General features: G+C 44.6%; 26 protein-coding genes and 3 tRNA genes. 4 read left to right on the top strand and 25 right to left on the bottom strand.

The window, feature by feature from the left end; all coding sequences use genetic code 11:
• Window positions 1–74 precede the first annotated feature (74 nt).
• Window positions 75–467: a VOC family protein gene (locus RSJ42_RS01780; RefSeq protein WP_410509027.1), complete on the bottom strand. Its 393-nt coding sequence runs from the start codon at window positions 465–467 to the stop codon at window positions 75–77.
• 288 nt (window positions 468–755) lie between these two features.
• Between RSJ42_RS01780 and RSJ42_RS01775 the strand changes: the two genes are divergently transcribed.
• Together RSJ42_RS01775 and RSJ42_RS01770 are read left to right on the top strand one after the other, a co-directional pair.
• The gene (locus RSJ42_RS01775; RefSeq protein WP_410509026.1) at window positions 756–992 is read left to right on the top strand and encodes a hypothetical protein; all 237 of its coding nucleotides are present in this window, start codon (window positions 756–758) and stop codon (window positions 990–992) included.
• Window positions 993–1679: 687 nt separating this feature from the next.
• On the top strand, window positions 1680–2090 hold the full coding sequence (locus RSJ42_RS01770; protein WP_410509025.1) for a hypothetical protein: 411 nt from the start codon (window positions 1680–1682) through the stop codon (window positions 2088–2090).
• A gap of 436 nt (window positions 2091–2526) precedes the next feature.
• Here the strand turns inward: RSJ42_RS01770 and RSJ42_RS01765 are convergent.
• The 10 genes from RSJ42_RS01765 to RSJ42_RS01720 form a co-directional block, all read right to left on the bottom strand.
• Window positions 2527–2611, bottom strand: a tRNA-Leu gene (locus RSJ42_RS01765).
• 91 nt (window positions 2612–2702) lie between these two features.
• Window positions 2703–2790: transfer RNA gene (locus RSJ42_RS01760), tRNA-Leu, on the bottom strand.
• Between the two features lie 244 nt (window positions 2791–3034).
• Window positions 3035–3835: a DNA-directed RNA polymerase subunit D gene (locus RSJ42_RS01755; protein WP_410509024.1), complete on the bottom strand. Its 801-nt coding sequence runs from the start codon at window positions 3833–3835 to the stop codon at window positions 3035–3037.
• A gap of 85 nt (window positions 3836–3920) precedes the next feature.
• The gene (locus RSJ42_RS01750) at window positions 3921–4301 is read right to left on the bottom strand and encodes a 30S ribosomal protein S11 (RefSeq protein ID WP_011034088.1); all 381 of its coding nucleotides are present in this window, start codon (window positions 4299–4301) and stop codon (window positions 3921–3923) included.
• A 2-nt stretch (window positions 4302–4303) separates the two neighbouring features.
• A complete protein-coding gene (locus tag RSJ42_RS01745; RefSeq protein ID WP_410509023.1) occupies window positions 4304–4963 on the bottom strand; it encodes a 30S ribosomal protein S4 in 660 nt (219 codons plus the stop codon).
• Window positions 4964–4985: 22 nt separating this feature from the next.
• Window positions 4986–5474: a 30S ribosomal protein S13 gene (locus RSJ42_RS01740; protein WP_410509022.1), complete on the bottom strand. Its 489-nt coding sequence runs from the start codon at window positions 5472–5474 to the stop codon at window positions 4986–4988.
• A gap of 299 nt (window positions 5475–5773) precedes the next feature.
• Window positions 5774–5856, bottom strand: a tRNA-Ser gene (locus RSJ42_RS01735).
• 146 nt (window positions 5857–6002) lie between these two features.
• A complete protein-coding gene (locus tag RSJ42_RS01730) occupies window positions 6003–7019 on the bottom strand; it encodes an RNA-guided pseudouridylation complex pseudouridine synthase subunit Cbf5 (RefSeq protein ID WP_410509021.1) in 1017 nt (338 codons plus the stop codon).
• 434 nt (window positions 7020–7453) lie between these two features.
• Window positions 7454–7996, bottom strand: a complete 543-nt coding sequence (gene cmk, locus RSJ42_RS01725) for a (d)CMP kinase (protein ID WP_410509020.1) — start codon at window positions 7994–7996, stop codon at window positions 7454–7456.
• Window positions 7996–8616: a DUF106 domain-containing protein gene (locus tag RSJ42_RS01720; protein WP_410509019.1), complete on the bottom strand. Its 621-nt coding sequence runs from the start codon at window positions 8614–8616 to the stop codon at window positions 7996–7998. The genes cmk and RSJ42_RS01720 overlap by 1 nt, the downstream gene beginning before the upstream one ends.
• A 145-nt stretch (window positions 8617–8761) precedes the next feature.
• Between RSJ42_RS01720 and RSJ42_RS01715 the strand changes: the two genes are divergently transcribed.
• Together RSJ42_RS01715 and RSJ42_RS01710 are read left to right on the top strand one after the other, a co-directional pair.
• Window positions 8762–9160, top strand: coding sequence for a hypothetical protein (locus RSJ42_RS01715; RefSeq protein ID WP_410509018.1), 399 nt, complete (start codon window positions 8762–8764; stop codon window positions 9158–9160).
• A 275-nt stretch (window positions 9161–9435) separates the two neighbouring features.
• On the top strand, window positions 9436–9981 hold the full coding sequence (locus tag RSJ42_RS01710; RefSeq protein ID WP_410509017.1) for a carbonate dehydratase: 546 nt from the start codon (window positions 9436–9438) through the stop codon (window positions 9979–9981).
• 176 nt (window positions 9982–10157) lie between these two features.
• Here the strand turns inward: RSJ42_RS01710 and RSJ42_RS01705 are convergent, their stop codons facing one another.
• The 14 genes from RSJ42_RS01705 to RSJ42_RS01640 all read right to left on the bottom strand — a co-directional run bounded on the left by RSJ42_RS01705 (window position 10158) and on the right by RSJ42_RS01640 (window position 18737).
• Window positions 10158–10436: a winged helix-turn-helix domain-containing protein gene (locus RSJ42_RS01705; RefSeq protein WP_410509016.1), complete on the bottom strand. Its 279-nt coding sequence runs from the start codon at window positions 10434–10436 to the stop codon at window positions 10158–10160.
• 349 nt (window positions 10437–10785) lie between these two features.
• A complete protein-coding gene (gene purE / locus RSJ42_RS01700; protein WP_410509015.1) occupies window positions 10786–11295 on the bottom strand; it encodes a 5-(carboxyamino)imidazole ribonucleotide mutase in 510 nt (169 codons plus the stop codon).
• A 513-nt stretch (window positions 11296–11808) separates the two neighbouring features.
• A complete protein-coding gene (locus tag RSJ42_RS01695) occupies window positions 11809–12456 on the bottom strand; it encodes an adenylate kinase (RefSeq protein WP_410509014.1) in 648 nt (215 codons plus the stop codon).
• Window positions 12457–12542: 86 nt separating this feature from the next.
• Window positions 12543–14018 carry a preprotein translocase subunit SecY gene (gene secY, locus RSJ42_RS01690; RefSeq protein WP_410509013.1) on the bottom strand — a complete coding sequence of 492 codons (1476 nt, stop codon included), beginning with the start codon at window positions 14016–14018 and terminating at the stop codon, window positions 12543–12545.
• Between the two features lie 144 nt (window positions 14019–14162).
• Entirely contained in the window at window positions 14163–14585 is a 423-nt protein-coding gene (locus RSJ42_RS01685) for an uL15m family ribosomal protein (RefSeq protein ID WP_048141493.1), read from the bottom strand.
• A gap of 10 nt (window positions 14586–14595) precedes the next feature.
• Window positions 14596–15057: a 50S ribosomal protein L30 gene (locus tag RSJ42_RS01680; protein WP_410509012.1), complete on the bottom strand. Its 462-nt coding sequence runs from the start codon at window positions 15055–15057 to the stop codon at window positions 14596–14598.
• A 1-nt stretch (window position 15058) separates the two neighbouring features.
• Complete coding sequence (locus tag RSJ42_RS01675) at window positions 15059–15688, bottom strand: 30S ribosomal protein S5 (RefSeq protein ID WP_410509011.1); 630 nt, start codon at window positions 15686–15688, stop codon at window positions 15059–15061.
• Window positions 15689–15697: 9 nt separating this feature from the next.
• Entirely contained in the window at window positions 15698–16222 is a 525-nt protein-coding gene (locus RSJ42_RS01670; protein WP_410509010.1) for a 50S ribosomal protein L18, read from the bottom strand.
• 16 nt (window positions 16223–16238) lie between these two features.
• Window positions 16239–16691 (bottom strand): 50S ribosomal protein L19e, encoded by a 453-nt coding sequence (locus RSJ42_RS01665; protein WP_410509009.1) that lies wholly within the window; start codon window positions 16689–16691, stop codon window positions 16239–16241.
• Window position 16692: 1 nt separating this feature from the next.
• Window positions 16693–17127: a 50S ribosomal protein L32e gene (locus RSJ42_RS01660; RefSeq protein ID WP_410510285.1), complete on the bottom strand. Its 435-nt coding sequence runs from the start codon at window positions 17125–17127 to the stop codon at window positions 16693–16695.
• Between the two features lie 11 nt (window positions 17128–17138).
• On the bottom strand, window positions 17139–17669 hold the full coding sequence (gene rpl6p, locus RSJ42_RS01655; RefSeq protein ID WP_410509008.1) for a 50S ribosomal protein L6: 531 nt from the start codon (window positions 17667–17669) through the stop codon (window positions 17139–17141).
• Window positions 17670–17683: 14 nt separating this feature from the next.
• Window positions 17684–18076, bottom strand: a complete 393-nt coding sequence (locus RSJ42_RS01650; protein ID WP_410509007.1) for a 30S ribosomal protein S8 — start codon at window positions 18074–18076, stop codon at window positions 17684–17686.
• Between the two features lie 10 nt (window positions 18077–18086).
• Complete coding sequence (locus tag RSJ42_RS01645; protein ID WP_410509006.1) at window positions 18087–18239, bottom strand: 30S ribosomal protein S14; 153 nt, start codon at window positions 18237–18239, stop codon at window positions 18087–18089.
• Window positions 18240–18737 (bottom strand): 50S ribosomal protein L5, encoded by a 498-nt coding sequence (locus RSJ42_RS01640; protein ID WP_410510284.1) that lies wholly within the window; start codon window positions 18735–18737, stop codon window positions 18240–18242.
• Window positions 18738–18741 lie beyond the last annotated feature (4 nt).

Below are 18741 nucleotides of genomic sequence, written 5' to 3'. Positions count from 1 at the left end.
GTTAGTGTCCAAAAGAAGCCTGGCATATAGCTCTCCCGTCTTGATCTGAGTTTCCAGTGGTCTGCATTTCAGGCTTACCAGGGTTTTTGCCTCCATTCTCGCAATTCTATGGCCAGGCCGTCAGGATCTGTAATTTCAGCTCGGATGGCTGTACCCAGATCTATCGGCCCCCAGGTAACGTAGACGCCATGATCACGCAAGCAGGCAATCGCTGCTTCCATCGATTCTACTTCCAGGGCAATTGCACGGTAGCCAACTGCCATTGAGGCGGGCATAGGGGCAGGATTTTTCACGTGCAATAATTCAATGACTGTATCGCCCAGCCTCAGATAAGCGATCTCTTTCAGCGGCCCGGTATGCACCTGCATCCGCGACACCAGACGGAACTCCAGTACATCCTGATAGAATGCCATCGATTTTTCAAAATCACCTGGTAGAATCTCTACATGGTCAATACGTTTAAACATCGCTTTATCCTCCCTTTTATTCCTCCCTTTATTATTCCGCTCTATTCTCCAGAAACCAACGGATACTCTGGCAAAGAGTATTGCTCAGTATTTTGCCCAAAAGGAATTGTCTGTGAGCCTATTTAAAAACAGCTTCATCGAATTTCTGCGGAGATCTCCTGAAAAACGGGTATTTTCTTGCCCTGCTGTTTCTTTAAGGCTCCATTCTTCAGGGCTTCCTGATGCTAAAACCATGCTTCCTAACGCTATATATCACATTACTATCATAGTTTATGCGGATGAAAAAGCATGGCTGAAGACCCGGTTAGATATGGGGCGGAGTTGAACACGGAGAAGCTTAACAAACTCAAAGAAAAATTAGATGCATATGAGAATGAACTTAAAAGGTTCAGGGCTGAAGTAGAGGATCTGGAAGCGCAGCAAAAAAGCTTAATTGAAGAAAAAAAGAAAATAATAAAATGTGAGATTTGTGGTAAATTTTACGTTCTCGGCGATATTCACGAATGCCAGGATATAGAGGATTAAAACTTAATGGAACTAACTTATGATGAAAGAGAAAATGATGAAACAGAAAATAAACCTGCTAAAAAAACCGCTCAACCCTTTCAGTGTTATTTTTTGGGCCTTTGTAGCTGTGGTTCTTGCCGTTCTGGGGCTTTTTATTAAACGGAAAAAGACAAAATGATAGGTCAAATTCTGGGGGAGAAAATGAAGGTTTAAATCATGATATCTCAAATTCCAGGAATATGCTCTCAATTTTAAAATATGACAAATTACCGAAGGCAAAATGCCTCCAGGTGTGTGGCAATGCAAGTAAACAAACATGCAGGCCTTTAAGAAAAGATCCTGAACGAATATAAGCATCATAAAAAGGGATCGGAATACCTGCGCAACTAAACTTAATTATAAGGCAAAAGATTTCCAATATTTCTTATGTGACTGTAAAGATTGACCGCAAAAAACCAGGGGTTTCTAAAGATACCTTGTATTGTATTTATAAAAGCGTATAAAATCTGGCTTTTTACAAGCTTTGAAAAGAGAAAAAAATGAACTTCCGGGTAGAATAGCTTTCTAAAGAGAAAGTTTCTAAAAAATAGATTATGCATTACCGCTGTAAAAAAAGTAAATTTTGTTGAGTTTAGCAGAACTTTATATATGGAACATTAACTACATATGTAGTAGTCTATATATATCAACCGCATGAGTAGTTACATGAGACAATACAAAACTGTCAGACTTTCCAAAAGCGTATTTTCAGACCTGAAAGCTTTGCAAAAAGAGGGGGAATCAATTCCGGATACCATCAGAAGACTCAATAATGACTATTCAGATTGTGCTGAAGAAATTCAGTATAGATATTCAAGAGATATAATGAATGATGGGTCATTTACCCAGTATATTTCTATCACCGCACGTAATAATAGCAGGTTCGGCTCACGATATACTGAGTATTTCATGATAATGGGAGAAGAAATGAACGATATCGTCAGGCTCCCAAGAGACGTTCTTGATGAAATCAGCTGGATGCCACAGCACCCTGACGAGATATTCAATACTACCATGTTCACGCTGATATCTATTGAAAAGGCTTTAATGGAGTGGAATAGAGAGGATAAAAAATAAAGCAAATATTGCACTTTTTAAACTAATATCATACATGTAAAACCAGTATCATAACGAATATTGCAATTCTTAAACTAATATCATATGTTTAAAACTAATATTATAACAAGTAGTATTCTTTAAAAATAATTCATACTTTTAAAACTAATACTATTATACTTTTTTTGCTAAAGCCCCCTCAACCGTAATTATTTTTGAGTTTTTGGGATAGACGCTATAAATATAGATCAGTATACTCTGGTCGAAATAATTTTTTAAAATTAAAGTTTATGATAAACTTTACACGAGCATACAATTTTCATGGTCACACAGAAATTTGACACTATATCCTGATGTTTGGTGCATTAGAAGGGACCCGAAACCCTGGATGTCTGCACAAACAGATACATATCCGCATGAGAATAAATAACCGGAAAACAAGAATGAAAAATTTGGATGCGAGGGGTGCGATTCGAACGCACGAACTCCTACAAGACTAGGCCCTCAACCTAGCGCCTTTGACCTGGCTGGGCAACCCTCGCATTTCGATGAAACAAATGAATCGGATTGAGAACTTTTTTATAAAAATTTTCTGAGAATGAATTGAATTTAAGTTTTAAGTATTAAGAAATCTGGTGCGAGGGGTGCGATTCGAACGCACGAACTCCTACAAGACTAGGCCCTCAACCTAGCGCCTTTGACCTGGCTGGGCAACCCTCGCATCTTGTTTCCTTTTAAATTCCGGCGCGCCTTGCGCCCTGCACTCCCTCACAATATCGTGGATAATATATAAACATTTCGAGTCAGAGAGGACGCTGCCAATAATTTCCGGAAGACCCGTTAGTAAAACAAATAATTCCTGAGGTAATCAAGAAAAAGAAATCTTCCAGATAGAGGGTTTTACGGAGCCAGAAAGAAAAAGACGGGCTCCGTAAAAACTGGTTTGAACCCGGATTACCCGGAATTCAAAGCTGGTCCAGAATTGCTAGCAGTTCTTCGGCTTTGCCTTTAACTACATTTGCTGCATTAAGGGCAAGGTCTTTAGCTGTATATGAGCCATCGGACTCCATCGTGAAAACGAAAGCATTCTCGTAGAAATCCACATTTATAGCGTCAATATCACATACCTGTTCACAGAGCCTGCAGAGGGAACATTTTATAACATCGTCCTCGGCAACCCTTGCTCCTGCTTCTTCAACCCTGATAATGCCTTTCGGGCATTCTGCTGCACAGTGCCCGCAGGCATCGCAGTTCTCAATGGTTATAACAGGTACGTTTTTATAGCCGCAAGCAACGCCTGCCTGCCATTTAACGCTGTCTCTGCCGTAGCCCATATGGGCGATAGCCTCGAGCACAAGCTTCTGCCCCTTTTTCAGCTCAACAATCGGGATGTTTGGATCTGCCGGCTGGATCTTTGGGTCAGAAGAGATAAGGTCGCGCGAATAAACGGTTCCCGGCCCTTCTGCACTTAGAGTCAAAGAGACCTCACATGCAGGACAGCCTTCCCCTCCGCAGACTTCACATTCAGCCTGAGGCATATACGTCTCTAAATCCGTTACAAGCGGGATTAAGGAGAGACGGAGAGCCAGCTGTTCATCATAGAGCACGGAGGTGTTGTCATAAAGGTTTACATACTCAATTGCAAGAGTGGGTACGTCGGCGACCATGGCACGCCGGATGCCGTTAGCAAAAGCCGTGCTTACCCTGGACAGCACAAACTTTGCAGATCTGTCCGATAACTCCAGAATGTCTACTTCCATCGTCATATACCTTAATTCCCCTAAATTTTGAATACATAAAAAAAAGAGAATTTTGAAGAATTCTCTGAACAGTTCTTTTTATACATTATTTTTATACACGCCTTCCGCCTTTCGGACGGGTACCGTCGTGTGGGACAGGAGTAACGTCTTCGATCCTGCCGATGCGGATACCTGCTCTTGCAAAAGCTCTGATTGCAGCCTGTGCACCTGGTCCGGGGCTTCTCTGTTTGTTTCCTCCGGGAGCTCTTACCCGGATATGGATACCGTTAATGCCCTTGTCCCTGAGCTGGTCAGCAAGCTGGCCTGCCATCTGCATGGCAGTGTAAGGAGAACTTTCGTCCCTTGCAGCCTTCACAACCATACCACCAGAGGACTTTGCAATGGTTTCAGCCCCTGTGATATCGGTTACTGTAATAATTGTGTTGTTAAATGAGGATTTGATGTGAGCTACAGCCCATTTCATGTCTGCCATGTTTACTTCCTCCCGCCTCTCTTCTTCTTGCCGCCGCCTCTTTCTGGAGGTCTTTCTCTTGCCTGCCTTGCCTCGGCAGCAGCTTTAAGGGTTGTTGCGCTGTCTGCAAGGAATGATGCAACCTGGACAGGTCTTTCAGGATGGGATTCACTGACAAGAGGGGAAGTCCCATAGTACCCGATGTGCATCTCATCCTCTTTTGAGACCAGCATTCCCGGAATCGTTGCTTTTCTGCCGTTAATTGCAATATGGCCGTGAGTAATGAACTGACGTGCCTGAATAACGGTCCTTGCAAGTCCGAGACGGAGAACCTGGGTCTGGAGCCTTCTTTCAAGGATATTTTCAGTCTTTAAAGAGAGAATATCGTCAACATTAGCGTCGGCTTTTATAATGCCGTAGCGGATGAGCTTGGAAAGAATTTCTTCGGACTGGGTCCTGTAGTGCCCTTCAAGCCCCCCTTCCTGCCCGCCTGAAGCGACCTGTGCGAGAAGTTTTCTGGCTTCGGACCTGTACATCCTGAGCATACTGGCTGCTTTCCAGACTTCCTTTTTATTCCTGAGGCCGTAAGCCTTTACGAGCTGGACTTCAGTAGCCATCCTGGCTTCCTGCCAGGGGTGCTTGGGAGTCTCATAACTTTTACTTTTCTTACCTGGATATGCCATTTAAATCACCTTAACCGAAAAATTACTTCTTCCTGCTCACACCAACGGTTGATCCGCGGCGGCCTGTGGATTTCGTCCTCTGTCCTCTGACCTTAAGGCCTCTTTCATGCCTGAGACCTCTGTAAGCACGGACCTTCTTCAGGTTGTTAATGTCTTCCCTGAAAGTCAGAACGATATCTGTTCCGAGCAGGTGCTTGTCCTGTCCGGTGGTGATGTCTTTTTGCCTGTTAAGCATCCAGGTAGGGACGATTTCTTCAAATCTTCCGATTGCAGCGTCGAGTTTGGCTACTTCCTCATCCGGAAGGTACCCAAGTGTAGCAGTAGGGTCAACACCTGCGCCCTTTGCAATAAGTATTGCAGTACGCCTCCCGATTCCGGGAAGACCTGTAAGAGCATACTCTACGGGCTTTGCCCCCTGCAGGTCGGTATTCATAATCCGAACAAGATGCCTTAGTTCTTCGTTATTTTTTTCTTCTGCCATGTACTTCCTCCATTGGAGTGCATACAGCATCCTGTAGCCCCTGACCGAATACCCATTAAGAATACGCGAATAACTCAGGAGCAGCTCTCAAAGGAGCTTCTTTACAGCATATACTGATGAGTTTCTTTACATGCAGCTGCCAGTATATAAGGATATCTGCGTCCGCCTACTACTGAAAGCGGATACCCGGCAGCACAGAAAGCCAGTACAGCAGCTTAATTGAATAAAACAGTATAGAAAAAACAGTATAGAAAATGATTGAAGTAGTGCAAGAAATATCCAAAGAAAAGCTGAAAAATTTATTCAAAATCAAAATGAGGAAAACATAACGCCGAGGGGGAGATTCGAACTCCCGAGGGGCTAAGCCCCACAAGCTTTCCAGGCTTGCGCCCTACCACTAGACTACCTCGGCACAAAGCGTTTGGCACGACTTATACCATAACGGAATAGTGATATATAAATCTTATTCTAGGAATGCAGCAGGAAAAAGAAAAAAGAAAGAACTTTGAAGAAGATAGAGAAAAGGACTTTGAAGTAGATAACGAAAAATTTAAAAAGTTAGAGCTGGACCTTTTCTTCTTTTTTAGTCCAGCCCTTTGGGTAAGTTCCTGCTTCCATAAGCACGCGGATAGGAGAAGCTGCAATACCCGCAGAAGCTTTGAGGATCTCTTCCGTGGTCATCTCAGCCTTTGCAAGTGCAACAAGTTCTCCTTTTAAGGTGAAAAGCCCTGCAAGCTCTCCTTTAGAAAGGTTGGAATCGAGAGATGTAATACCCGGAACTGCAAGAGAAGCACCTGAACAGATAGCATCCACCGCACTGTCCCGCAGAATAATTTTGGGGAGGTGGGATACGGCAGACTCCATTGGCATTATAACCCTTCTCAACCCGGATTCATCCCCGTCTTCTTTCCAGAACGCATAAGCATCTTTCAGTTCGTGGAGAGTGACGAGCGTTTTTTCCGTAAACGGGCCTGCCTTAGTCCTGCGGAGTCCCTGCATATGCCCGCCGCAGCCCAGAGCAAGCCCTATATCGTGGCAGAGTTTCCTGATATAAGTCCCTGCTTCACACCCGACACGGAAGAGTACAGATGTGCCTTCAATCTCAAGCACCTCGATGTAATAGATCGTCCTTACCCTTATGACCCGTTTAACAGCGGATTTTATAGGAGGCATCTGGTAAATGGGACCCGTAAATTCCTCGCAGACCTGGCGGACCAGCTTTTGAGGCATAGCCCTGTGAAGCTTCAAATGGCAGATGTACTCTTTTCCTGACAGGCGTAGGGCTGGCACGGCAAGGGTAGCTTTTCCGAGAAGCGTGGGCAGAAGCCCTGTAACCTTGGGATCAAGAGAACCTGCGTGCCCTGCCGTATGTACTCCAAGGATAGTTTTTACCCAGGCTGCAACCTCATGGCTTGTAGGTCCGCTTGGCTTGTCAATGTTCACCACCCCTTTTTCGATATACTCAAGTATGGGGCGCTTTTCCGGAGGGCAGCCGTAGGATGGATTTGTCCAGGCGCCGGACTTCCGGACAAGGGTTCTTTCAACTTCGGATGGCAGTTTGCCGGCGGATGACATGATTTTTCGAAACTCCTGGGTTATTGGTAAGTTAGTTAATGATTGCTGGTTGTAAGTGATTGCTGGTTAGTTAGTGATTGCCAATTGTTAATGATTACTGGTTAGTTAGTGATTGCTGGTTAGTTAGTAATAAGGTGATATAATGACATGGTGTAATGGAGAACTGACTCTGCGGTCTCGAATGACCGCAAGCGAGACCTGAAACACATACTCGGAATATTCTGGCGAAAGCCTGCATGTGCGCATTGGAGAAGATATCCAGTAAAAGACACCGATCTTCGTGAAGTTAATAATATCAGGGCAAGGAAGATAAAACCCTGAACCGGACGTGAAAAATTGCTTTAAATTGCTTTAAAACTTCTTTAAGAACTACTTTAAAAACTGCTTTAAAAGCTGCTTTAATAAGTATCCCGAAAACCGGCGGCTGGTGAAAATCACTCCGGCCCTACGATAGCGTCAATAGCAACCCTGAGTATATCAAGAGTCTGGTACTGGTTCCATTTTTCAGAATCGATAACAATATCGTAAATTGACAGGTCTGTAATATCAATCCCGTAATAGTTTTTGTACCTGAGGGATTCGGACCTCTCCCTTTCGACTGTTTTCTTCAGTTCTTCATCAAAGGAGACCGATTTCTCGCGCCTCTGGATGCGTTTTACCCTGGTCAATACCGGGGCTTTTATCCAGACTTTAAGTACATTCGGCCTTCCCTGAGCCATATGGCCTGCAAGCCGGCTTTCAAGGATGATATTTTCCCGGCTGTGAATGATAGACTTCTGGTTTTTGTCAATATCAAGGTCTATGGAAGGATCTCTTTCTGCCAGTGCCCCGAACTCGGAAAGGCTCATTCCCCTTTCCTTTGCCATCTTTCGGAAAATTTCTCCTGAAGAAACCAGCTCAAGATCATAGCATTCAGCAAGGAGCCTTGAGAGGGTGGTAGTCCCGCTTCCGGGAAGCCCGCTCACCGTTATCTGCATCAGACACCACCGATGTTAAGAGCCTTCCTGATAAGCTGGCTGACTCCAAGCGAGGAGATAAAGTACCAGTATATCCAGTGCTGGAAGGGACCAAAAGCCGAAGTGGTCAGCAGCTGTTCGCCCCAGAAAGGAAAGACCATTGTAGCCGCTTCATGCCCGTTAATGTAATAATAAGCCCACATGAAGAGAGGAAGGGAGATGATACTGATGTAAGCCATGGGTTTAAACTGCTGCTTGGACATCTTCATCTGGTCTTCCATCATCTCTCTGCGCTGGTCTTCAAGCTTTTTCAGCATGTATGTATTCTGGGAAAGCTGCGCCTCTCTGAACTCTTTCTGGAAAACCTTCATACGCTCCTGCGTATTTCTCATCAGATCCCAGTCGATAGTGTACTTCTGGATAAGGGATGCATAGATAGCAGTGATGGCAGCCATAACTAACAGAATGAGATGGAAATTTTGCTCTCCTACAAGGGCAAGCACAGGATCCATTAAAATCCCTACCATTTCCCCTACAGTCTGCCTGAATTCCTGCCCAAGAAGCATTATCCCGAACATAAGGGAAAAACCGAAAGCCAGCAGGAACCGGTCAATTTGCTTTTTAAGTGTCTCTGAAACCAAGTCGTCCTCACCATTAAGGTTCGATAAATTTTATTTTAATTATTTCAAGCGGGAATTATACTAGATAAAGCTTGACTGAACGAAATCCTGAAAATGAATTTAGTAACAATAAGCTTGAGATGATAATAATATTAGCTATATATCAGTGATTGCTTTAACAATAATTGCTTTAACAATAATTGCTTTAACAATAATTGCTTTAACAATAATTGCTTTAACAATAATTGCTTTAACAATAATTGCTTTAACAATAATTGCTTTAACAATAATTGCTTTAACAATAATTGCTTTAACAATAATTGCTTTAACAATAATTGCTTTAACAATAATTGCTTTAACAATAATTGCTGTGAACCGGTCAATAAATCAGTTCACCGGCACGAGCTATTTCAAGACTCTACACAGGTTTTTCTGGTTAATAAGTTTTGATGTATATATAAGTTATACTATTCGGGAATCTATGCCTGGCTCAGGGTATAATCCCACTTTTAATGTCATTCTTAGTTCTCCCGTACAATACATTATTTCACATATTTCTCAGTGATACTTCGCTCAGGTTAAAGAGAGATTCTAATTGTATCTTAAGAGAGTTCTATAATATCTTCAGAAGGAGTCCATAATTTTCAACAATTCCATAATATATTCAGAGAGAATCCATAATATCTTCAGATATCCGGGTTAAAACATAGCTTTAAATAAGTTCTCATAATTTATCATAAAAAGAATTGAGACCTGGATGTAGGCCAGGGACCGAAAAAAATCAAGTAAGCTCAAAAGCACTTCGCAGAGCATTTCAAGAGATCAGACAGGAGCCTGAAGATGCATTTCCCAAACCCCCATAAACAGCACCCAAAAGTCAGCAAAAAGGCATGGATATCCGAAACAGCAGTAATAATCGGAAACGTGACTATTGCAGATAATGTGTTCGTAGGACCGAATGCAGTTCTCAGGGCAGACGAGCCCGGGTCTTCCATAACCGTTCACAGCGGCAGCAATGTCCAGGACAATGTTGTCGTCCATGCCCTTTCGCATTCCGATGTAATTATCGGCAAAAATACCTCTCTTGCTCACGGCTGTATTGTACACGGCCCCTGCAGGATAGGAGAAGGCTGCTTCATAGGGTTCGGAGCAGTGGTGTTTGACTGTGATATAGGGAAAGATACGCTTGTCCTTCACAGGGCAATAGTCCGCGGAGTTAATATTTCTTCAGGCATGATGGTGCCTGACGGAACCGTGGTCACCAGCCAGGACTGCGCTGACAGGCTTGAGGAAATTACAAAAGACCTGACAGATTTTAAAAGGTCAGTGGTGCTGGCAAATATTGACCTTGTGGAAGGATACATAAAGCTAGGAGAAGAGAGCTAAAGGCAGGAGAAGATCTTCTGTTAGAAGACTGAAAGAATCAAGAGTACTGAGAAATATTCAGAAACCGCCGGGGATATCCTTATTGCCCGGAGATATCAGGGAGAAGGAAAAGTAATAATTCAGATTAAACTCACGACAGTGATTAAAGATATTTTCCCTCTAAAGATATTTTCCCTCTAAAGATATTTTCCCTCCAGCTTTTCCAGAACTTTTTTTCCTTTATCCGTAAGAATATATTTTTTCCAGGTAGTTTTCTCGGGAGTCAGGCATTCAATTAAATCCCTGTCTTCAAGCTCTTTTAAAGCGCGGCTGATGTTCTGCGTGGACCTGTTTGCTTCATGGGCAATATCCGAAGCCCTTACCGCAGTGTGCCTCTTCATGGATTCCATCAGTATCAGGCGGCGGTCAACACTGATGACCCATTTTATCAGTTCGTCCATTGAGTTTTCAGTCATGGTAAGTCAGATTCTCCAGCAAAAGCTTCCTATTGAGATAAGCAGGCACATAATATTTAAAATTTAATCATTATGTCATTTTAAAAGACAGTCATGGAAAGACAGTTCAATTGATAAGGAAAATTTTAAAGAGTACACTCAAATACTGGTTGGAGAAGGTCAAGTGGTAACCAATGAGGAAAGCATATAATCTAAAATTAAATAACTGTTCCCGGGAGATAAATATGTAAAAAAGCAGGCGGTTGAAAAGCAGGATTCAGGGATAAAAACAGGATTCAGTAATGGCAAGAGGAAATCCTGACCAGTCTTATCCTGTTAAAGCCTGATAATTCAGCCCTGCTGCAGATTATCAGCTTGCTGCCCTGCTTGCCGCGACAAGTTCGTCCACCAGACTTTCTGCGTCCTTCTCAATCATCTCGACGAGTTCCTTTCTGTAATTTGAAAGCTTTTCTGCAAGCTCCCTGTTTTCCACTGCCATCAACTGGACAGCAAGAATTGCGGCATTGTCCCCTCTTCCGATACCAACGCAGGCAACCGGAATTCCGGTAGGCATCTGTGCAATCGATAAAAGGGCATCAATCCCGTCAAGGGCTGAGTTTACAGGGACTCCGATTACAGGTTTTATTGTACTCGAAGCCACAACCCCGGGCAGGTGAGCGGAGAGGCCGGCAATGGCAATAAAAGCCTTTACATCGGTTTTATGGGCAGTTTCAATTATCTCGGCAAGCCTTGCCGGAGTCCTGTGCGCGGACGCAACAGTGATTGTGTATTCTATGCCAAATCGGTCAAAGATTTCGGTTGCTTTTCTTGCCACTTCTTTGTCCGATTTGCTTCCAAGTATTATTACGACATCAGTCATGTTATTCCACCGGTAATATGAGAATGTATGAGAATATATGATAAATTATTTAAGTTTTTACCTTCAAAGAATTCATGAAAGAATGAAAAATTGAAAGAGGGCATCTATGAAAAAACGAAAAATTAAAAGAAGGTGTCATGAAAAAATGAAAAAATGAAAAAAAGGTTACAGAAATGACCAATAAAACCAGGTAACTGCCGCCTAAAACTTAATTGGAAAGATCAATAGTAGCATACAGGAAAACAAAACATATAAACAGATGAAAAACAGGAGGCAAAAACAGAATGAAAAACGAAAAGTGAAAAAAGAGAAGTAAAACAAAAGAGAAGTAAAACAAAAGAGAAGTAAAACAAAAGAGAAGTAAAAACAAAGAGAAGTAAAACAAAAGAGAAGTAAAACAAAAGAGAAGTAAAAACAAAGAGAAGTAAAACAAAAGAGAAGTAAAACAAAAGAGAAGTAAAAACAAAGAGAAGTAAACAAAAGAGAAGTAAACAAAAGAGAAGAAAAAGGAATTCAGGCAAACTTTGCCAGAATTGCCTTAATATCCTCAAAGACTTCGTTGATGTCCTTTGTACCGTCAAGGGAGACGAGGATACCCTTTTCTTTATAGTAGTTGATAAGCGGCTGAGTCTGCTTTTTGTAAACGTCCAGGCGGTTCTGCACAGCTTCTGCTTTATCGTCATCACGCTGGAATACCTCGCCGCCGCAGATGTCACAGATATTGTCTTTCTTTGGCGGGTTGGAGATAATGTGGTAGCTTGTCCCGCATTTGCACATAAGACGTCCGCTTATCCTTCCTACGAGTTCTTCATCAGGAACCTCAAGGTTGAGGACGACATCTATCGGCTTGTTAATTTCATCAAGGATTGTTTCCAGGGCATCAGCCTGAGGGACAGTCCTCGGGTATCCGTCAAGGATGAAACCCTTTTTACAGTCATCCTCTTTCAGACGGTTCTTGATGATGCCGATAAGCACTTTGTCAGGAACGAGCTCTCCTTTGTCCATATATGCCTTGGCTGCAAGTCCAAGCTCTGTTCCTTCCCTAACATTTGCCCGCAGGATATCCCCTGTGGAGATCTGTGGGATTCCGTAGAAATCAACCAGTTTTTTGGCCTGGGTACCTTTTCCGGCACCCGGTGGCCCGAAGAGTATTATATTCATTCGAAGATCCCTTTTGTGTCCTTTTATTTGATTATTTTCTTTAATGATCTTTTTCAGTTAGCCCTGCATTTAAAGATTTACAGGCTTCATTGCTCTCCGAAGAAGGAACGGATCATCGGGTGCATTTCCATCATCTGCTCGGAAGCTATGTCCTCGTACAGACGGTACACAATACTGACAGTAAGCAGCAGTCCGGTACCTCCGGCACTTCCCAGAGTACCAAGCAGGCTTGCGATCAGGGTGAGAAGCCCTATGAAAGCTCCACCGATTACGGTAACCTTTGGGATATAACGCTGCATAACTTTTTCAATACTGCCTATGTTCCGCCTGAAACCAGGGATCTGCATACCTGAGTTGAAGATCTTCTGAGCGGTCTGTTTGGCGCCCATGCCTGTGGTCTCTATCCAGAAGAGGGCAAAGATAATTCCTCCTGCAATCAGGAACGTGGCATCTATTAACACATGCAATGCAATCTGCCATGTAGCAGGAGCAGTTGCCCCATAGGTTGCAAATGATTGCCGCACCAGGGACGGTATCCAGTCATAGGGGCTGTTTATGGGAGACAGGTAGTACATGATCCCATTTAATGGAGTTGAGCCGCTGAATTCTCCGAGGAAAGTAATCCCTCTGCCGGACAGGATGATCCCTATCATCTGAATGTTAGCCTGAAGAGCCCTGACAAGGATCATTGGCAGGACTGATGCGTAAATAAGTTTGACAGGGAAGCGCCCTCTTGCCCCTCTGACCGCACTATGGGCGAGAGGGATTTCTATTCTCGTACTCTCCACATACACCACAAGCAGGAAGATAACAACCGTGCTCAGGAGAGCAAGAATTCCTCCACTGACCAGCATGAACAGGACGCCTTCACCGGATAAGAGATAGTCCATCTCTGTATTCTGGGCTATATAGATCCACTTGGGAATAAGTCCTACGGGAAGGCCGTTTTCCAGTTCCCAGTTAAATATTCCTGTAACTATCTGCTGGGATATTCCCGCAACTATGAAAAGCCCTACTCCTGATCCGATACCCCATTTGGAGACCACTTCATCCATGAAGAGAACAAGAGTGCCTCCGATAAAGATCTGGATAAGGAGCAGTAAAGTAATCACTCCCAGGCCTACACCAAGAGTAGAAGCAAGCCCCGGATCCGGCTGAATATATCCGCCAAGAAGCTGCGGTAAAGCCTCCAGTATGATCATGACAAAGACAAGGAATTTTTGAGCTCCCTGAAAGAATGCCTGGTCTCTGGGGTCCGAAAGGTCCATTTTTATTATATCTGCCCCGACGAGAAGCTGCAGGACGATGGAAGCCGTAACGATTGGCCCTATACCGAGGAGGACCAGTGTTCCCGAAGCCCCGGCAAAGAAGGCGCGGTAAGATTCAAAAAGGTCAACTGAATCCTGGGACATTCCAAAGAGCGGCACATTTGCAAGAGCAAAGTACAGCAACAGGATTCCCAGAGTCCACCAGAGTTTATCTTTAAAGTGGACATGTTTTTCCGGACTTGCTACTGCAGGTAACTTATTAAAAAACGGTTCTAAGGTATCCCTGAGAGTCATCGATTACACCATTCAAAACATAAATTTTTTTACTATCTCAAATATTAGACTATGCTTTTACCGCATAAGATAAATGGTATATAGCACACCTAATATAAAAAGTTACTAAAAGAATGAAGTAAGTAGAGTCAGGATTGACTCTACTTATTCTGCATCGATGCAGCTTCCGCCAGCATTTTCGATTTTTTCGCGGGCAGAGGCGGAAAACTCCTCTGAAGTTACCACAAGATTCTTTGTGACACGACCGCTTCCAAGTACCTTCTCGATTCCGAGGTTTTCAAGGTTGATATGGTATGCTCCGTCCTTAACTTCTGCAAGCCCTTCTTCAACAAGATAGGGAGCAAGCTCGTCGAGCTCTCCAACATTTACTATGGAAACGTCCTTTGAAACTTCATCAGGGCGCTTGAAACCGTGCTTTCCGTAGCTGTACCCACGCATCATGGCTCTGACGAAGTGGTGTTTGCAGCCACCGGCTTTTCCACGGCCTCCGCGGTTTCCGGCTCCACGCCTGTTTTTATGGGTCCCGCCTCCGCAGGTCCTGGACCCTCTGAACTTCTTAATATCCATTTAAACCACCTTATCTCATCTTGTGCAGGAGCACATTGATATCTTCATTGTGGTTTCCGAGTACGCCGCCCTGCTGGACTGTCCTCTTAATCCCTGCATGCCCTTTTCTGGGCGGGTGAAGCCTGAAAACAGGCTTCAGTTTGGGGACGTCCTTAAGGGAAGCTTTTCCCTCGACAACTGCTTCGGCAAAGGCCTGTATGGAATCATAATCCGTGTTTTCACGGATGTATTCATCTGTTAGGCGGGTGTCGCCTTCAAGCCTTCCGCGGTTTTCAAGGACCTCTGCAAGGGTCTTTGCATCGACTTTGCCGTATGCAACATAGTCTTTTACTTTCTGGACCATGCCCTTGTAGTGAGGATCTTCCGGCACAAACACACAGTGGTTAACCCTGTGAAGGCGGAGCATCTTCATTGTGTCCTCAATGGTATAGCGAACGTTGACCTGACCTCTCAGTCTCACAACTGCATACATCTCAGACTTCCTCCTTACCGTAGTACACAGGCAGCCTTATGACATTGACCTGGTTGAGGGCATCATAAGTAGCCTTTGCGAAGTTGAGGGTAGACCGGGTTGTTCCGAAGGTCTTGGTCCATACGTCTTTAATGCCGGCTTTTTCAAGCACTTTGGTTGCAGTGTTTCCTGCAGCAATACCGAGACCTCTCGGGGCAGGAATAAGGGTTACACTTACACTGCCTGCTTTTCCTGTGACCTCATAAGGTACGGTGTGCGGCAGTCCGCAGGCACATTCCCAGGAACCGCAGCCTCTGCGGATATAGGTAATGTTGAGTTTTGCAGCGTCGATTGCCTTGCGGATAGCAGGCCCGACCTGTACGTCCTTTGCCTGTCCGAGCCCTACATAGCCGTTTCTGTTTCCTACGATTACGGTTGCTCTGAACTTAACACGGCGTCCTGAGTCAGTCATCCTCTGGACCATGTTAATGTCGAGCACCTCATCTTCCAGGTCAGGAAGCAGCATATCAATTATCTGGGGTTCTCTAATAGGCAGGCCTGATTTGATTGCTTCGTCCATGGAAGAAACCTGTCCTTCAACGACGAGTTTTCCAAGCCTGGTTTTCGGGACCCAATCTTGATCGAATGCCATTTAATCACCTTAACTAAATTCAGCAAAGATTTTCGCTTTGGTTGCTTCAAACTGCTCTGGCAGGTCTGAGCTCTCTTCTCTGTATTCGGCTATGTGCTCTCCGCGGATCCTCTCGTCCGATGGGAACACTTCAGGGCTGCAGGGGATTTCGAAGCCTGAGTCTACAATCCCTTTAAGGGCGGCATAAACTCTTGAACCTGCAGAGGAAGCCTGGAGTCCTATATCCAGGATGCCTCCTTCATAGCCTTTCTGCAAACTCTTCAGCCCGAATAAGAGCCCTGTAAGGTAAGCAGCCGTTGTGTTTCCGGTAGCTCCTGTGTAACCGTACTTTGCAAGTTCACTTGAAACGGCTGAGGAATATGTTATGTCCCCGTCCGGGGTAGGAGCTATTAACTGGATCTGAACATTTCTTGCACTCTTTCTGACAACCACACGGTCCTGCCTTGAAAGTAATAATTTAAGGCGGTGGTGGTAGTTGGTGCGTCCTTCTCTTCTTCTTCTAAAAGGAACCTTATATCTTGGTCCTGTTGCCATCTTCAGCTCCTCCAGGTTATTTCTTTAATAGTTTTTCGGACTCAAGGTGGGAGTTAAGGTGGGACACGCTTCTGTATTCTCCGCCTTTTGCCTTTCTATAGAGTCTGCAGTACACTGACTTTTCAAGTGCTCCGTCTGCACGCAGCTCTTTGAGCCTTCTTCTAAGAGCCCTGATCTTTTTCATCCACAGTTCCTTACTGGGAGTACGGGCCCCTTTCTTACCCTTTCTGGAACCATGCCCCTTGCAGTGCCCGTATTTACGCTTGGCAGCAAGAGCTCTGGCCCTGCCTCTGCTAACTCCTTTTACAGGCTTTGCCTTAATAGTGCCTTTCTCAATGAGTCCGCGGATATCTTCTCTTGTAATTGCGGAGGCGATTTCTTCGGAGGCTTCGGGATTAAGCCATACCCTGTCAAGTCCGCATTCAAGAACCTTGGAAGCCAGTCTTCTCTGGTTGGCCAGGTCTGACATTTCACTCACTCCTTCCAGGGTTCAGGACTTTAATCCCGGCTTCTTCAGCTTTTGCAATAATGAGAGCTTTCTTTTTTGCACCGATCTTTCCTGCGATTCTGATGGCTTCGAAAGACGGGTCAACAAGTTCAAGCTCAGCAATGCTGGAAATAAGAACATCAGAATAACCCGACGGGTGCAGGCCTTTGACTGCTGCAGGGCTTCCGTACCCTACCTGGGCAAGAGCACCTTTTGCAGCATATTTTCTGCGCTGTTTACCCTGGGAACCTCTCGGGCGTCTCCAGTTATCATCAAGCCTTTTGAATTTGTGGCTGCAGGTTCTCTTGAACTGGGGTTTCTTTCCTTTCAGAACCTTTCTCACATTAAATAAACGCCTGGATTCAGGGTCCATATCAAGGGAAACAGTGGTACCTTCAACTGTATTGTTTTCTACCATCATAACCACCTTCAGGCCTTCTGCACTATGTAGATTCCATCCTGGAAAATCCTCGGATCGAACCTCTTAATCTTGGTCTTCTGTTCTATGTTTGCGGCAGTCTGCCCGACATCTTCCTTGTTGATACCGGTAATGGTAACTTCATTCCCGCTTACCTTTACCTTTGTCTCGCCAAGGATCTTTGCGACTCTTGGCTTCTTTTCTCCAAGGAAGTTCCCGATAACCAGGGTTTTGCCTTCAACTTTTACCTGCATGGGGAAGTGAGCGTACACGATAGTCATCTTGCACTCAAAGCCTTCACTTACGCCTGTCATCAGGTTCCTGATATGGGAAGCAAAAGTTCCTACCATCGCTTTCTGCTCTTTCCTTGAGGACTCGGCATCAACGACAATTTCGCCTTCCCTTACTTCGATCTTGATTCCAGGGTACCAGAACGTCCTTTCGACAGTTCCTTTAGGACCCTTAGCAGTAATAACATCCTGAGAGAGAGAGACGGAAACTCCTTCAGGAATCTCTAATGTTCTTGCAATCTCCTTAACCATTTCCTGTTCCCTCCTCAGTATACATAAGCAAGAAGCTGCCCACCGATCTTTTTATCACGGGCCTCGTACTGGGACATGACACCGCTTGAAGTGGTTAGAATAAGGGCACCAAAATTCTTTGCTGGCAGAAACTGCTTTTCCCAGCTTTCAAAGCTGCCAGTTCCTACTGAATACCGCGGCTTGATTGCACCGCACTTGTTAATTCTTCCCACAAGGGTAACGCTGTAAATTCCGGCTTTTCCATCGTCGATAAACTCGAAATCTCCAATGTAGCCGAGATCCTGCATAACCTTCAGGACATTGCCTATGTTTTTTGAAGCAGGCCTGACAATACAGGAGCTCTTCCCAATGGCTTCAGCATTTTTAATTGTGGAAAGGGCGTTTGCAAGAGGATCAAGTAATACCATTTAAATCACCTTAAGAATACTTCTCAAAGCCCATCTCGTGGGCAATTTCCCTGAAGCAGTGCCTGCACAGGTAAATGTCGTATTTGCGGACAAGACCCTGCTTTCTACCGCACCGCTTGCACTGGTTAACTCCTCTTCCGGATTTGTCTATTGTATCTGCCATTTACATGACCTCCACGCCGTAACTTTCGTTAAGGAAAGAGATTGCGTCGTCCACTGTTACTCTGTGGCCAGTCGGGATCTTGTGGGCTGCAATTCTCCTCTTGCAGATCCTTTCTCCTGGGCGCTTGAGTACAACGGTTACGTCCATTCCGAATACCCCTATGTTAGGGTCATATCTCATACCCGGGAAGTCGGTGTGTTCCTCAATTCCGAAAGAGACATTTCCAAGGGAATCAAACTGGGACCTGGTCAGAGTCTTTTCGATAATACCGAGAGCAGTCTCAAGGAACTCCTGGGCTCTCTGGCCCCTGAGGGTTACCTTGCAGCCTATGGGTTCATTCTTCTTGATTGAGAATGCAGGAAGGGTCCTTTTGGAATAGCACCTTACGACTCCCTGGCCTGTGATGGTCCTGAGGATATCTTCGGCATTTACAAGGTGCTGACCGCTTTCTCCAACACCCATGTGGACAATTACTTTCTCAACAACCGGGGTGCGCATAGAA

The organism is Methanosarcina hadiensis (genome assembly GCF_046529725.1).
In the GTDB taxonomy this organism is placed as follows: Archaea; Halobacteriota; Methanosarcinia; order Methanosarcinales; family Methanosarcinaceae; genus Methanosarcina; species Methanosarcina hadiensis.
This window is presented reverse-complemented; position numbering and strand designations above follow the sequence as displayed.

What these genes read in the sequence shown, in the direction of transcription:
- RSJ42_RS01780 (WP_410509027.1), bottom strand. Translation starts at nt 467, where the DNA reads ATGTTTAAACGTATTGACCATGTAGAGATTCTACCAGGTGATTTTGAA.
- RSJ42_RS01775 (WP_410509026.1), top strand. Translation starts at nt 756, where the DNA reads ATGGCTGAAGACCCGGTTAGATATGGGGCGGAGTTGAACACGGAGAAG.
- RSJ42_RS01770 (WP_410509025.1), top strand. Translation starts at nt 1,680, where the DNA reads ATGAGACAATACAAAACTGTCAGACTTTCCAAAAGCGTATTTTCAGAC.
- RSJ42_RS01755 (WP_410509024.1), bottom strand. Translation starts at nt 3,835, where the DNA reads ATGACGATGGAAGTAGACATTCTGGAGTTATCGGACAGATCTGCAAAG.
- RSJ42_RS01750 (WP_011034088.1), bottom strand. Translation starts at nt 4,301, where the DNA reads ATGGCAGACATGAAATGGGCTGTAGCTCACATCAAATCCTCATTTAAC.
- RSJ42_RS01745 (WP_410509023.1), bottom strand. Translation starts at nt 4,963, where the DNA reads ATGGCATATCCAGGTAAGAAAAGTAAAAGTTATGAGACTCCCAAGCAC.
- RSJ42_RS01740 (WP_410509022.1), bottom strand. Translation starts at nt 5,474, where the DNA reads ATGCTGTATGCACTCCAATGGAGGAAGTACATGGCAGAAGAAAAAAAT.
- RSJ42_RS01730 (WP_410509021.1), bottom strand. Translation starts at nt 7,019, where the DNA reads ATGTCATCCGCCGGCAAACTGCCATCCGAAGTTGAAAGAACCCTTGTC.
- cmk (WP_410509020.1), bottom strand. Translation starts at nt 7,996, where the DNA reads ATGCAGATAACGGTGAGCGGGCTTCCCGGAAGCGGGACTACCACCCTC.
- RSJ42_RS01710 (WP_410509017.1), top strand. Translation starts at nt 9,436, where the DNA reads ATGCATTTCCCAAACCCCCATAAACAGCACCCAAAAGTCAGCAAAAAG.
- RSJ42_RS01705 (WP_410509016.1), bottom strand. Translation starts at nt 10,436, where the DNA reads ATGACTGAAAACTCAATGGACGAACTGATAAAATGGGTCATCAGTGTT.
- purE (WP_410509015.1), bottom strand. Translation starts at nt 11,295, where the DNA reads ATGACTGATGTCGTAATAATACTTGGAAGCAAATCGGACAAAGAAGTG.
- RSJ42_RS01695 (WP_410509014.1), bottom strand. Translation starts at nt 12,456, where the DNA reads ATGAATATAATACTCTTCGGGCCACCGGGTGCCGGAAAAGGTACCCAG.
- secY (WP_410509013.1), bottom strand. Translation starts at nt 14,018, where the DNA reads ATGACTCTCAGGGATACCTTAGAACCGTTTTTTAATAAGTTACCTGCA.
- RSJ42_RS01685 (WP_048141493.1), bottom strand. Translation starts at nt 14,585, where the DNA reads ATGGATATTAAGAAGTTCAGAGGGTCCAGGACCTGCGGAGGCGGGACC.
- RSJ42_RS01680 (WP_410509012.1), bottom strand. Translation starts at nt 15,057, where the DNA reads ATGTATGCAGTTGTGAGACTGAGAGGTCAGGTCAACGTTCGCTATACC.
- RSJ42_RS01675 (WP_410509011.1), bottom strand. Translation starts at nt 15,688, where the DNA reads ATGGCATTCGATCAAGATTGGGTCCCGAAAACCAGGCTTGGAAAACTC.
- RSJ42_RS01670 (WP_410509010.1), bottom strand. Translation starts at nt 16,222, where the DNA reads ATGGCAACAGGACCAAGATATAAGGTTCCTTTTAGAAGAAGAAGAGAA.
- RSJ42_RS01665 (WP_410509009.1), bottom strand. Translation starts at nt 16,691, where the DNA reads ATGTCAGACCTGGCCAACCAGAGAAGACTGGCTTCCAAGGTTCTTGAA.
- RSJ42_RS01660 (WP_410510285.1), bottom strand. Translation starts at nt 17,127, where the DNA reads ATGGTAGAAAACAATACAGTTGAAGGTACCACTGTTTCCCTTGATATG.
- rpl6p (WP_410509008.1), bottom strand. Translation starts at nt 17,669, where the DNA reads ATGGTTAAGGAGATTGCAAGAACATTAGAGATTCCTGAAGGAGTTTCC.
- RSJ42_RS01650 (WP_410509007.1), bottom strand. Translation starts at nt 18,076, where the DNA reads ATGGTATTACTTGATCCTCTTGCAAACGCCCTTTCCACAATTAAAAAT.
- RSJ42_RS01645 (WP_410509006.1), bottom strand. Translation starts at nt 18,239, where the DNA reads ATGGCAGATACAATAGACAAATCCGGAAGAGGAGTTAACCAGTGCAAG.
- RSJ42_RS01640 (WP_410510284.1), bottom strand. Translation starts at nt 18,737, where the DNA reads ATGCGCACCCCGGTTGTTGAGAAAGTAATTGTCCACATGGGTGTTGGA.